This window comes from Pseudomonas sp. HMSC08G10, from assembly GCF_001808425.1.
Lineage (GTDB): Bacteria > Pseudomonadota > Gammaproteobacteria > Pseudomonadales > Pseudomonadaceae > Aquipseudomonas > Aquipseudomonas guariconensis.
Map to the genome: position 1 here is coordinate 20106 of NZ_KV793281.1, position 13114 is coordinate 33219.

Sequence of the window (13114 nt, forward strand, 5' to 3'; positions counted from 1 at the left end):
CTCACTGCTCCATCATCTCCGGATCCATCACCGGCATCTTGCGCATGCCAGCGGGTGTCACCTTCAGCAGTACGGCAAGGTGCCCGCCGTCGAGGAAGGTCAGCTGGTTGCCTTTCATGTTGCTGTTGCTCTGCTTGAACTGCTCGCTGCGTACCACGGCACCATTGCCATCGAGTTGGTTCACCCAGAAGTTGGCCTGCACGGCGATGAAGCGGCCATCGGCGATGCTCAGGTTGCCCTCGATGGGGAAATGACCGAACTGCTCCTGGCCTGCACTCAGGGCGATACGGCTCGGTTCGCTGCTCACTTCCTGCTGCCAGGCCTTGTGCATCAGCACGGTGTAGTCGGCGGTGGCTTGCAAGCGGGTGACTTCGTCCTCCAGCGCCAGTGGGCGCTCGGCGCCCTTGTCCAGGCGGGGGGCGCCGGCGCTCCAATCTTCGGGGGCGAACGGGCTGGTTACCGCAGGTACGGCGTTCTGCCGCACCAGGATCATTTCCACCTGATAAAGGCCTTCGGCGAAGGCGGCCGGCGCGAACAGCGTCAGCATCAAGGTCAGGCAACGAATGGCACGCATGGATCTTCCTTAGGCAGGCTGTGGGGTCAGGCGCTCGAACAGCGCCTCCAGGGTGTTGAAACGTTCATCGGGGCGCTCCATCGGCACGAGGAAGCGGAACTGCGTGGCGCCCTCGAATTTGTAGCGCTTGGGCTGGCCCTGGATCAGCTTGATCAGGGTCAGCGGGTCGACCGGGGTTTCGGCCTCGAACTCGAGCTTGCCGCCATTGGGGCCGGCATCGACTTTCTTGATGCCGAGTTTTTCCGCCTGCAGCTTGAGCAGGGTCAGGCGCATCAGGTTCTTGGTCGGTTCAGGCAGCAGGCCGAAGCGGTCGATCATCTCCACTTGCAGGTCCTTGAGGCCCTCTTCGTCGGCGGCCGAGGCGATGCGTTTGTAGAGAATCAGACGGGCATGCACGTCCGGCAGATAGTCCTCGGGAATCAGCGCCGGTAGGCGCAGGTTGATCTCCGGGCCGCCACCAAGCGGTTGCTCGAGGTTCGGCTGGGTGCCCTTGCGGATGGCCTTGACGGCGCGCTCGAGCATTTCCATGTAGAGGGTGAAGCCCACGGCCTGAATCTGCCCGCTCTGGCCTTCGCCGAGCAGCTCGCCGGCACCGCGAATCTCCAGGTCGTTGGTGGCCAGCACGAAACCTGCACCCAGGTCCTGGGTGTTGGCGATGGCCTCGAGGCGTTTTTCGGCATCGGCGCTGATCTGCTGGCGCGGCGGCGTCAGCAGGTAGGCGTAGGCCTGGTGGTGGCTGCGTCCGACCCGGCCGCGCAACTGGTGTAGCTGGGCCAGGCCGAACTTGTCGGCGCGTTCGATGACGATGGTGTTGGCGCTCGGCACGTCGATACCCGTCTCGATGATGGTCGAGGCCACCAGCACGTTGAAGCGCTTGTGGTAGAAGTCGCTCATCACCTGCTCGAGTTCGCGCTCGCGCATCTGGCCGTGGCCGATGCCGATACGTGCCTCGGGTACCAGTTCGGCCAGCTCGGCGGCGCATTTCTCGATGCTCTTGACGTCGTTGTGCAGGTAGTACACCTGGCCGCCACGCAGCAATTCACGTAGCAACGCCTCTTTGACCGTGCTCTTGTTCTGCTCCATGACGAAGGTGCGCACCGACAGGCGTCGCGCCGGCGGGGTGGCGATGATCGACAGGTCCCGCATGCCCGACACGGCCATGTTGAGGGTGCGCGGGATGGGGGTGGCGGTCAGGGTAAGGATGTCTACCTCGCTGCGCAGGGCCTTGAGCTGTTCCTTCTGGCGCACACCGAAACGGTGCTCCTCATCGATGATCACCAGGCCTAGGTCCTTGAAGCGCACGTCGTCCTGCAGCAGCTTGTGGGTGCCGATGAGAATGTCGATCTTGCCTTCGGCCAGGTCCGCGGCGGCGGCGCTGACTTCTTTGGCCGACTTGAAGCGGCTCATCACCTCGACGGTCACCGGCCAGTCGGCGAAACGGTCGCGGAAACTGTTGTAGTGCTGCTGGGCGAGCAGGGTGGTAGGCACCAGTACTGCCACCTGGCGGCCACTGTGCACGGCAATGAACGCTGCGCGCATGGCCACTTCGGTCTTGCCGAAGCCGACGTCGCCGCACACCAGGCGGTCCATCGGCTTGCCGGCGAGCATGTCGGCGCGCACTGCCTCGATGGCCGATTGCTGGTCCGGGGTTTCCTCGAACGGGAAGCCGGCACTGAAGGTGGCGTAGTCTGCGGCCGGATCGGCGAATGCATGCCCCTTGCGGGCGGCGCGGCGGGCATAGATGTCGAGCAGTTCGGCCGCCACGTCACGGACTTGCTCGGCGGCTTTGCGCTTGGCCTTTTGCCAGGCTTCGGAGCCAAGGCGGTGCAGTGGGGCCAGGGCATCGTCGCTGCCGGTGTAGCGGGCGATCAGGTGCAGGTTGGCCACCGGTACGTAGAGCTTGGCGCCCTCTGCATATTCCAAGGTCAGGAACTCGGCGGCCTGGCCTTCGATTTCCAGGGTGGCCAGGCCCAGGTAACGTCCCACGCCGTGGTCGATATGCACCACTGGTGCACCTTCGCGCAGTTCGGTGAGGTTCTTGATGACGGCATCGTTGGCCGCCTCACCACGTTTTTCACGACGCCGGCGCTGCATCACGCGCTGGCCGAACAATGGGCTCTCGGCGATCAGGGCCAGGCCTGGGTCATCCAGCAGCAGGCCGTCGTCGAGCGGGGCGATGGTGATCGCCAGGCGGTCCTTGCCGGTGACGAAGTCGGCCCAGCCTTCGACGGTTTGAGGGCGCAGCTTCAAGCGCTCGAGCAGTTCCAGCAGCACTTCGCGGCGGCCGGCCGATTCGGCGGTGAACAGCACGCGTCCGGGGAACTGCTCGAGGAAATTCGACAGCTCCGCCAGTGGCTGGTTGGCCTTGGCTTCGATCGCCAGATTCGGCAAGGCTCGCGCCGGGAACCGTAGGCGACCCGCGCCGGTTTCGATCTCGTCGCTGCTGACCACGACCCGGGGCCACTGCTTGAGCTGGGCGAAGCAGTCCTCGACCGGCAGGAACAGCTCGGCCGGTGGCAGCAGGGGGCGGGACAGGTCGCCGCGGCGCTCTTCGTAGCGTCCGCGCACATCGTTCCAGAAATGCTCGGCTGCCTGTTCGACACCCGGCAGGGAGAACACCTGGGTGTCGGTCGGCAAGTAGTCGAAGAGGGTCGAGGTTTCTTCGAAGAACAGCGGCAGGTAGTACTCGATACCGGCGGGAATGATGCCGCTGGTCAGGTCCTGAAAGATCGCGCTGCGCCGGAAATCCACGTCGAAACGCTCACGAAAGCGCGCCTTGAAGCGGGTGACCTCGTCCTTCTGCATCGGGAACTCGCGGGCCGGCAGCAGGCGAACCGAGTCGACCTTGTCGATCGAGCGCTGGGTCTCGGGATCGAAGGTGCGCAGGGTCTCGATCTCATCGTCGAACAGGTCGATCCGGTAGGGCAGCTTGCTGCCCATGGGGAACAGGTCGATCAGGGCGCCGCGCACGGCGAACTCGCCATGCTCGTAGACCGTGTCGACGCAGCGGTAGCCGCTGGCTTCCAGGCGCGTGCGCATTTGTTCGACGTCGATCGTCTGGCCCACATCCAGCACCAGGCTGCTGCCCAGCAGGAAGCGGGTCGGGGCCAGGCGGTGCAGGGCGGTGGTGATCGGCACCACGAGGATGCCGTGATCGAGCTCAGGCAGCCGATAGAGACTGGCGATGCGCTGGGAAATGATGTCCTGGTGGGGCGAGAACAGGTCGTAGGGCAGGGTTTCCCAATCGGGGAACGGCAGCACCGGCAGGTCGGGCGCGAAGAAGCGCAGCTCCTGTTCCAGGCGGTCGGCAGCCTGGCTGTCGGCGGTCAACAGCAGGGTGAAGCGACCGGCGCTGCTGGCGGCTTCGGCGATGGCCAGGCTCAGGGCGGCCCCGGGCAGGTTTCCCCAGGTTTGTTTGCCGGCCGTGGCCGATAATTGCGGTAGGCGCAGAACTGACACGGGAGATTGGACTCCAAGCGTTGCGGCAAAGAGGACAATTGTACCGGTGCCGGTGCGCGCTGTCAGGCTCGGAAGGGCTTGGCGACGGGCTCGAGCGGCGGCGACAGGCGCTCATTGCCCGATACGTCGAGGGGCGTCATAATGTAGCCCCTTTTTTCTCCCCCTACATGTGGAAGGTTCCCGTGACTCAGAAGCCCGACCAGTGTCTTGGTGAGTGGATCGATCGTGAAGCCCTGGCTGAAGCGATGATCCCGCTTATCGGTCAGCTCTACCGCAACAATAACGTGGTGAGCTCGATCTATGGCCGCAGCCTGATCAATCGTTCGGTTATCTCGATCCTCAAAGCCCACCGCTTTGCCCGTCACCGTCAGACCGACGAAACCGAGCTGTCCGTCCACGAGACATTCCCCCTGCTCAAGGCCATGAGCGAGCTGAAACTGGGCGCCGCTTCGGTCGACCTGGGCAAGCTGGCAAACAAGTTCAAGCTCGAAGGCAACGGCCGCAGCGTCGAGCAGTTCGTGCGTGAAGAACTGGCCGATGTCGTCGGTCAGCAGAACCTGTCCGCCCGCAAGGGCACCGACGTCGTCCTGTACGGCTTCGGTCGCATCGGCCGCCTGCTGGCGCGTATCCTGATCGAGAAAACCGGTGGTGGCGACGGCCTGCGCCTGCGTGCCATCGTCGTGCGCAAGGGCGCCGAGAACGACCTGACCAAGCGTGCCAGCCTGCTGCGCCGCGACTCGGTACATGGTCCGTTCGACGGCACCATCGTCATCGACGAAGAGCACAACACCATCACCGCCAACGGCAACCTGATCCAGGTGATCTACTCCAACGATCCGGCCTCGATCGACTACACCCAATACGGCATCGACAACGCCCTGCTGGTGGACAACACCGGTAAATGGCGTGACGCCGAAGGCCTGGGTCAGCATCTCAAGTGCCCTGGCATCGATCGCGTGATCCTCACCGCTCCGGGCAAAGGCGCGCTGAAGAACATCGTTCACGGCATCAACCATGGCGATATCAGCGCCGATGACAAGATCATCTCCGCTGCGTCCTGCACCACCAACGCCATCGTACCGGTGCTCAAGGCTGTCAATGACCAGTACGGCATCATCAACGGCCACGTCGAAACCGTTCACTCGTTCACCAACGACCAGAACCTGATCGACAACTTCCACAAGGGCAGCCGCCGCGGCCGCGCCGCGCCGTTGAACATGGTCATCACCGAGACCGGCGCAGCCACCGCTGCCGCCAAGGCACTGCCTGTGCTCAAGGGCAAGCTGACCGGCAACGCCATTCGCGTGCCGACGCCGAACGTCTCGATGGCCATCCTCAACCTGAACCTGGAAAAGGCCACCAACCGCGACGAGATCAACGAGTACCTGCGCCAGACCGCCATGCACTCGGAACTGCACAAGCAGATCGATTACGTCAGCTCCCAGGAAGTGGTCTCCACCGACTTCGTGGGCTCGCGCCACGCCGGTGTGGTCGACGCCGAAGCGACCATCTGCAACGACAACCGCGTTGTCCTGTACGTCTGGTACGACAACGAGTTCGGTTATAGCTGCCAGGTGGTGCGTGTGATGGAAGAGATGGCTGGTGTGAACCCGCCAGCGTTTCCACGCTGATCCGCTTGTAATGCGTTGAAGAAACGGGAACCTTCGGGTTCCCGTTTTTTTATGCCGTGTGCGGGCCTATTCATGGGTAAGCCCGCGAAGAGGTCAGTACGGCCAGTCGAGAAACTTGAAATTGCGTACAGGTCTTCTGCTTACCCTGATGTTCCTGGCAGGTTGCGACCAGGCTCCGAGCGTGGAGCGCTTTGGCGGTCCAACCATGGGCAGCAGCTACAGCATCCAGTATGTCCGCGAGCCAGGTGGGCCGTCGCGCCTTGAGGCGCAGGAGGCCGTGGAAGCGATCCTGCGCGATATCGATGAGCACTATTCAACCTACCGTGGCGATTCTGCGGTCAGCCGCTTCAACCAGTTGCAGGCAGGCCAATGCCAGGCGCTGGGAAAGGACATGCTGGCGCTGGTCGGGTTTGGTCAGCGGTTGGCCGAACAAAGCCAGGGCGCTTTCGACCTGACCGTCGAGCCATTGCTCGATCTCTGGGGCTTCGGCCCTCAGGCGCGCCAGGAGCAGGTGCCTGACCCGTTGCAGTTGGCCCAGGCCCGTCAGCGCGTCGGCTACCACCACTTGCGCATCGATGGCGATACCCTGTGCAAGGACGCCGCAGTGGAACTGGACTTCAACAGTATCGCCGCAGGCCACGCTGTGGACCTGATCGCCGAGCGCCTTGGGGCGATGGGCGTCGCAAGCTTTCTTGTCGAAGCCACGGGCGAACTCAAGGCTGTGGGTCGCAAGCCCGATGGCGGTCCGTGGCGAGTGGCTCTGGAACTGCCGCGCGAAGACCGTCAGGTCGCGCGCCAAGTCATCGCCGTGGATGGTCTGGCTGTATCGACCTCGGGTGACTATCGGCATTATTTCAAGGACAATGGCCGGCGCTATTCGCACACCTTCGATGCCCGCCTGGGGCGTCCGGTCGAACATGACCTTGCTGCTGTCACCGTGCTCGATGCCTCGGCGCTCCAAGCCGATGGCTACTCGACCCTGTTGTTGATCCTGGGGCCGGAACAAGGCTGGGACTTCGCCGTCGCCCATGGTATTGCCGCGGTGCTGGTGACCCGGGCCGAGGGTGGCTTCGTCTCTCGTGCTACGCCTGCGTTCGAGCGGGCACTGAAAGGCGAGTGAAAGCGCAAACACGGATGATCGTCGCCAGGGAATCGGTGAATGACATGTAGTGCAGGCAAAATTGGCCTACGACGCGACCAAGGGTTAATGTGCGCGGCGTTCACGCTTGATTAGACTGCACCCGAATTTTCTCATGGCGCCCCGGCGACATGATCGTGCCCCGCGGCCATCCGGTCGGCGGGCCAGTTCTGAAGGAGTACGCATGGCTGTCTATAACTACGACGTAGTGGTGCTGGGTTCCGGCCCGGCCGGAGAAGGTGCGGCAATGAATGCCGCCAAAGCAGGACGCAAGGTGGCCATGGTCGACAGCCGTCGCCAGGTCGGCGGCAACTGCACTCACTTGGGCACCATTCCGTCCAAGGCCCTGCGTCACTCGGTGCGCCAGATCATGCAGTTCAACACCAACCCGATGTTCCGCGCCATCGGTGAGCCGCGCTGGTTCTCCTTCCCCGATGTGCTCAAGAGCGCCGAGAAGGTGATCTCCAAGCAAGTGGCCTCGCGCACCGGCTACTACGCGCGCAACCGCGTCGACGTGTTCGTTGGCACCGGCAGCTTCGCCGATGAGCAGACCGTCGAAGTGGTGTGCTCCAATGGCGTGGTCGAGAAACTGGTCGCCAAGCACATCATCATCGCCACCGGCTCGCGTCCGTACCGTCCAGCCGATATCGACTTCCACCACCCGCGCGTCTACGACAGCGACACCATCCTCAGCCTGAGCCATACCCCGCGCAAGCTGATCGTCTATGGCGCTGGTGTGATCGGTTGCGAATACGCCTCCATTTTCAGTGGCCTGGGCGTGCTGGTCGAGCTGGTGGACAACCGCGGCCAGCTGCTGAGCTTCCTGGATTCGGAAATCTCCCAGGCGCTGAGCTACCACTTCAGCAACAACAACATCACCGTACGCCACAACGAGGAGTACGAGCGGGTCGAAGGCTTGGACAATGGTGTGATCCTGCACTTGAAGTCGGGCAAGAAGATCAAGGCCGATGCCTTGCTGTGGTGCAACGGCCGTACCGGCAACACCGACAAGCTGGGCCTGGAGAACATCGGAATCAAGGTCAACAGTCGCGGCCAGATCGAGGTCGACGAGGCCTACCGCACCAGCGTGCCGAACGTCTATGGCGCCGGTGACGTGATCGGCTGGCCGAGCCTGGCCAGCGCTGCCCACGACCAGGGGCGTTCCGCCGCTGGCAGCATCGTCGACAATGGCAGCTGGCGTTTCGTCGATGACGTACCGACCGGCATCTACACCATTCCGGAGATCAGCTCGATCGGCAAGAACGAGCAGGAGCTGACCCAGGCCAAGGTGCCGTATGAAGTGGGCAAGGCCTTCTTCAAGAGCATGGCCCGTGCCCAGATCGCCGGTGAGCCTCAGGGCATGCTGAAGATCCTGTTCCACCGCGAGACCTTGGAAATCCTGGGTGTACACTGCTTCGGCTACCAGGCCTCGGAGATCGTCCATATCGGCCAGGCGATCATGAACCAGCCCGGTGAGCAGAACAATCTGAAGTACTTCGTCAACACCACCTTCAACTACCCGACCATGGCCGAAGCCTATCGGGTAGCGGCCTACGACGGCCTGAACCGGCTTTTTTGAGCGGCTCCGGCCGGTGGCCTGAGCCGGTCGGGGAGTCCGGATTCAGCCCTTCCCAAGGGTGGTCATGGCCAAACCGGGAAAGTCTGTAATCAGGCTGTCTACGCCAAAGTCGGCGAGCCGGCGCATCAGCGCCGGTTCGTTGACCGTCCACACCGATACGTGCAACCCCTGACGCTGTGCCTTGAGCAGGCGCTCGGGCGTGCACAGTGTCCAGTTCAAGGCCAGCATCTGGCAGCCATAGTTCTGGGCCACCTTCAGCGGGTCGAGCCAGGCGTACTCGGCGACCAGTCCGCGAGACACATCCGGCACCAGTTCCAGCGCGGCGCCAAGTACTTCCCGGGAGCTGGAGGTGATGGTGATCTTGTCCAGCAGGCCGTACTGCTGCGCCAGCTCGCGAATCGCCAGCACGGTACTGGCGGCCCGGGTACGCGAGGCGCTCTTGACCTCCAGTTGCCAATGCGCGAAAGCGCACTTCTCGAACAGTTCTTCCAGGCGTGGGATGGGGCAGGGCTGCACCCAGCCCGGGCCGCCCTTACGTGCATCGTAGGTGACCAGCTCGGCGGCGGTGTGCTCGACCACCTTGCCGCGCCGACCGGTGGTGCGCTTGAGCGTCGGGTCGTGGATCACCATCAGCTCGTTGTCGGCCGACAGGTGCAGGTCCAGTTCGCAGCGATCGACGCCATGTGACAAGCACTGGCGGAAGCTGTTCAGGGTATTCTCGGGCGCTTCGCCTTTGGCGCCGCGATGGCCATAGATCAGGGTCACGTTCGTTCCTTCAGGTCAAAATGGAAAAGGCTCAAGAGGCGGGGTCGTTCTGTTCCAGCGCCTGGCGTCGTTGTTGTTGCTGGCGCTGCAGGATGTACCGGGCCAGCAGTTGGCGCTGGGCGTCGGTCATGTCGATGAATTCGGTGCCGACCTCGTGATTGCCTTCCGGGCGTGGGTCGCAGTGGGTGACCCGCGCGCGCAGCAGTAGGCCGAGGGCACGGGGCATGAGGATCATCTTCACTGCCAGTCGCGTACCGGGGGCGATGGGCGTTGCGTGGGCGAACTCGATGCCGCCTTCGGAGAGAATCACCCGCCGGGGCTTGCCGATTTCACCCAGCAGGGTCTGGGCGAGCACCGCGCTGAGCAGGTCGATGCGTTTGTTTTGTACCCGCAGGAAGGCCGCGAGGGTGCGGTCCTTCTCGCTCAACTGGCGCATCAGGTGCTGGGACTCGAAGTCGGCCAGGTGCAGTTCGCTGAGCAGATTGAACAGCGGTGAAGCATCCTGCAACAGGTCTGTCTCCTGGCCTTGGGCCGTGTCCAAGGCGTTGATTTCAAGTGCGATACTGTCTTCGATGCGGTAGTATTCGCGGCGATCTTCTTCGTCTAGTGTCGTCATGGCGAACCCATGGTTACGGCGGTGGTCCGAGTGTAAAGCCGCTGCAGGCGCCCTGCCACAAGGACGTTCCCTTTCATCCGAACAAGCCCCGACATGTTCAGACCTCTTTTCGTATTCATTGGCACCCGCTACACCCGTGCCAAGCGTCGCAACCACTTCGTCTCGTTCATTTCGCTGACTTCGATGATCGGCCTCGCCCTTGGCGTGGTGGTGATGATCGTGGTGCTGTCGGTCATGAACGGCTTCGACCACGAGATGCGTACCCGCGTGCTGGGCATGATCCCCCATGCCACGCTCGAAACCGGCCAACCGCTGGACAACTGGTCGGGCCTTGCCCAACAAGTAAAGCAGAATCCACAGGTGCTGGCGGTCGCGCCCTTCACCCAGATGCAGGGGTTGCTGACTCATGACGGCAAGGTGCAGAAGGTGCTGCTCAACGGCATCGACCCTGCGCTGGAGCGGCAGGTATCCATCATCGAGAATTTCGTCCTGGAGGGCAGCCTCGACAAGCTGGCGCCGGGCGAATGGGGCATCATGATCGGTGACAAAGCCGCGGCCAAGCTGGGCGTGGGTATCGGCGACAAGCTGACCTTCGTCGCCCCGGAGGTCAGCGTGACCCCGGCGGGCATGTTCCCGCGCATGAAGCGCTTCACCGTGGTCGGCACTTTCCACGTTGGCGCCGGCGAAATCGACGGTTACCTGGGCCTGACCAACATCAGTGACCTCTCGCGCCTGCACCGCTGGAAGGCCGACCAGGTCCAGGGCCTGCGCCTGAAGTTCGACGACCTGTTCCAGGCCCCGCGCGTGGCCTGGGATATCGCCCAACGCCTGGGCGAGCAGGAGTTCTACACCCGCGACTGGACTCGCAGCCACGGCAACCTGTACCAGGCCATCCGTATGGAGAAGGCCATGATCGGCCTGTTGCTGCTGCTGATCGTGGCAGTGGCGGCGTTCAACATCATTTCCACACTGGTGATGGTGGTCAACGACAAGCGTGGCGACATCGCCATCCTGCGTACCCTCGGCGCCACGCCGGGGCAGATCATGGCCATCTTCATGGTCCAGGGGACGGTGATTGGCGTGGTCGGCACGTTGATCGGTGCCGTCGTCGGCATCGTCGCCGCACTCAATGTCAGTGCGGTGATCGCCGGCATCGAGAAGCTGATCGGGCACAAGTTCCTGAACGCGGATGTGTACTTCATCGATTACCTGCCGTCGCAGATCATGGCCGAGGACGTCTGGATGGTCTGCGGTGCGGCGTTGGTCCTGAGTTTCTTCGCCACCCTGTATCCGGCCTGGCGTGCGGCCCGCACCCAGCCAGCAGAGGCGCTACGTTATGAGTGAGTCGCGCATGAATAAAGCCGTACTGAGCTGCCGCAACCTGGGCAAGTCCTACGAGGAAGGGCCGGAGTCGGTGAAGGTGCTGTCCGGGTTGAACCTGGAGCTGCATGCAGGTGAGCGGGTGGCTATCGTCGGCAGCTCCGGCTCCGGCAAGAGTACCTTGCTCAACCTGCTCGGCGGCCTCGACACCCCGACCCAGGGCAGTGTCTGGCTCGCGGGCGAGGAACTGTCTGCCCTTGGCGAGCGCGCCCGTGGCCTGCTGCGCAACCGTGCGCTGGGCTTCGTCTACCAGTTCCACCACCTGCTGCCGGAGTTCACCGCCCTGGAGAACGCCTGCATGCCGCTGCTGATCGGCCGCACGCCGATCCCCGAAGCGCGTGAGCGCGCCGAGGCCCTGCTCAAGCGGGTGGGCCTGGGTCATCGTCTGAACCACAAGCCGGCCGAACTTTCCGGTGGCGAGCGCCAGCGCGTGGCAATCGCCCGTGCCCTGGTCAACCGCCCGGGCCTGGTGATGCTCGACGAGCCCACCGGCAACCTCGATCACCACACCGCCCTTGGTATCCAGGAATTGATGCAGGAGCTGTCCAGCGCTTCGCAGACGGCGTTCCTGGTGGTCACCCATGACTTGAACCTGGCGCGTCAGATGGACCGCGTGCTGCACCTGGAAGACGGCCGTCTGGTGCCGATCTGAGTCGATTGCACGGCGCGGCATGGGCTGCGCCGTAACCTTTTTTCATTGGGTGTTCTCGTACATGTTCAGACCCTTGCCCTTGTTCATCGGTGCTCGCTACACCCGTGCCAAGCGCCGCAACCAATTCATCTCGTTCATTTCCATGACCTCGATGATCGGCCTGTCTCTGGGCGTGCTGGCGATGATCGTGGTGCTGTCGGTGATGAACGGTTTCCAGCGTGAGATGAGCTCGCGCATCCTTGGGCTGGTGCCACACGCCAGCATCCTGGGGGTGCAGCCGCTGAATGACTGGCGCAAGGTGGCCGATGCGGCGCTGAAGAATCCTGCCGTGGTCGCAGCTGCGCCCATCACGGAAATGGAAGGCATGTTGTCCTATAAGGGGGCGATGCAGCCGATCCAGGTCAGTGGTATCGACCCGGCCGAGGAGGGCAAGGTCTCCATCGTCGGTCAGCATATCGTTCAGGGGCGCCTGCAGGACCTGGTACCCGGCGAGTATGGCGTGGTCATCGGTGAGCTCACCGCGCGGCGTTTTCGTCTCAATACCGGCGACAAGCTGACGCTTATCGTCCCTGAAATCAGCAAGGCCCCTGGCGGTATCACGCCGCGCATGCAGCGCTTGACCGTGGTCGGCATCTTCAAGGTGGGCGCCGAGCTCGACGGTTCCCAGGCTTACATCCATGTTGCCGATGCCGGCGACATGCAGCGCTGGGCGTCGGGTAGCGTGCAGGGGGTGCGCCTGAAACTGCACGACCTGTACGCCGCACCCCAGGTGTCCAAGGCAATCGCCGCAGGCCTGGGCGATGCCTATCGCGCCGATGACTGGTCCCACACACAAGGCAGCCTGTTCAGTGCCATGAAGATGGAAAAGACCATGATCGGCCTGTTGCTGATGATGATCATCGCGGTGGCCGCATTCAACATCATCGCCACATTGGTGATGGTGGTGAACGACAAGGGTTCGGACATTGCCATCCTGCGCACCATCGGTGCGACGCCTGCGCAGATCATGGGGACCTTCATGGTCCAAGGCTCGCTGATCGGTATCGTCGGTACCTTGATCGGTGGTGTGCTCGGCGTGATCGCGGCCCTCAATGTCAGCCAGATCGTGGGCTGGCTGGAGCGGATCAGCGGGCAGCACATCTTCACGTCCGACGTGTACTTCATCAGCAGCCTGCCCTCTGACCTGCAATGGGGAGATGTGGCGATCATCTGCACCGCGGGGCTGGTCATGAGCTTCCTGGCCACCCTTTATCCCGCGTATCGGGCTTCCCAGGTGGAGCCGGCGATGGCGCTGCGTTACGAGTGATCTGAAGGGGCCAT

General features: G+C 63.2%; 10 protein-coding genes. 6 read left to right on the plus strand and 4 right to left on the minus strand.

What is annotated here, in order from left to right; translation table 11 throughout:
* Position 1 precedes the first annotated feature (1 nt).
* Both HMPREF3173_RS00090 and mfd read right to left on the minus strand, forming a co-directional pair.
* Positions 2-574 carry a peptidoglycan binding protein CsiV gene (locus HMPREF3173_RS00090; RefSeq protein ID WP_070571027.1) on the minus strand — a complete coding sequence of 191 codons (573 nt, stop codon included), beginning with the start codon at positions 572-574 and terminating at the stop codon, positions 2-4.
* A 9-nt stretch (positions 575-583) separates the two neighbouring features.
* Positions 584-4033: a transcription-repair coupling factor gene (gene mfd / locus HMPREF3173_RS00095; protein ID WP_070571028.1), complete on the minus strand. Its 3450-nt coding sequence runs from the start codon at positions 4031-4033 to the stop codon at positions 584-586.
* 167 nt (positions 4034-4200) lie between these two features.
* Between mfd and HMPREF3173_RS00100 the strand changes: the two genes are divergently transcribed.
* The 3 genes from HMPREF3173_RS00100 to sthA all read left to right on the plus strand — a co-directional run bounded on the left by HMPREF3173_RS00100 (position 4201) and on the right by sthA (position 8381).
* Positions 4201-5664: a glyceraldehyde-3-phosphate dehydrogenase gene (locus HMPREF3173_RS00100; protein WP_070571029.1), complete on the plus strand. Its 1464-nt coding sequence runs from the start codon at positions 4201-4203 to the stop codon at positions 5662-5664.
* Between the two features lie 121 nt (positions 5665-5785).
* Complete coding sequence (locus tag HMPREF3173_RS00105; RefSeq protein ID WP_070571057.1) at positions 5786-6784, plus strand: FAD:protein FMN transferase; 999 nt, start codon at positions 5786-5788, stop codon at positions 6782-6784.
* A gap of 202 nt (positions 6785-6986) precedes the next feature.
* Positions 6987-8381 (plus strand): Si-specific NAD(P)(+) transhydrogenase, encoded by a 1395-nt coding sequence (sthA, locus tag HMPREF3173_RS00110; protein WP_043212867.1) that lies wholly within the window; start codon positions 6987-6989, stop codon positions 8379-8381.
* Positions 8382-8423: 42 nt separating this feature from the next.
* On the opposite strand, the gene HMPREF3173_RS00115 is transcribed toward sthA, so the two are convergent.
* Together HMPREF3173_RS00115 and HMPREF3173_RS00120 are read right to left on the minus strand one after the other, a co-directional pair.
* Entirely contained in the window at positions 8424-9146 is a 723-nt protein-coding gene (locus tag HMPREF3173_RS00115) for a glycerophosphodiester phosphodiesterase (RefSeq protein ID WP_070571030.1), read from the minus strand.
* Positions 9147-9177: 31 nt separating this feature from the next.
* Positions 9178-9762, minus strand: a complete 585-nt coding sequence (locus HMPREF3173_RS00120) for a PilZ domain-containing protein (protein ID WP_043212871.1) — start codon at positions 9760-9762, stop codon at positions 9178-9180.
* Between the two features lie 93 nt (positions 9763-9855).
* Here HMPREF3173_RS00120 and HMPREF3173_RS00125 point away from each other — a divergent pair, with 93 nt between their 5' ends.
* From HMPREF3173_RS00125 to HMPREF3173_RS00135, 3 genes are all read left to right on the plus strand, one after another.
* Positions 9856-11106 (plus strand): lipoprotein-releasing ABC transporter permease subunit, encoded by a 1251-nt coding sequence (locus HMPREF3173_RS00125; protein WP_043212874.1) that lies wholly within the window; start codon positions 9856-9858, stop codon positions 11104-11106.
* Positions 11099-11794: a lipoprotein-releasing ABC transporter ATP-binding protein LolD gene (lolD, locus tag HMPREF3173_RS00130; RefSeq protein WP_043212877.1), complete on the plus strand. Its 696-nt coding sequence runs from the start codon at positions 11099-11101 to the stop codon at positions 11792-11794. The genes HMPREF3173_RS00125 and lolD overlap by 8 nt, the downstream gene beginning before the upstream one ends.
* Before the next feature lie 61 nt (positions 11795-11855).
* Positions 11856-13100: a lipoprotein-releasing ABC transporter permease subunit gene (locus tag HMPREF3173_RS00135; protein WP_070571058.1), complete on the plus strand. Its 1245-nt coding sequence runs from the start codon at positions 11856-11858 to the stop codon at positions 13098-13100.
* Positions 13101-13114: the final 14 nt, after the last annotated feature.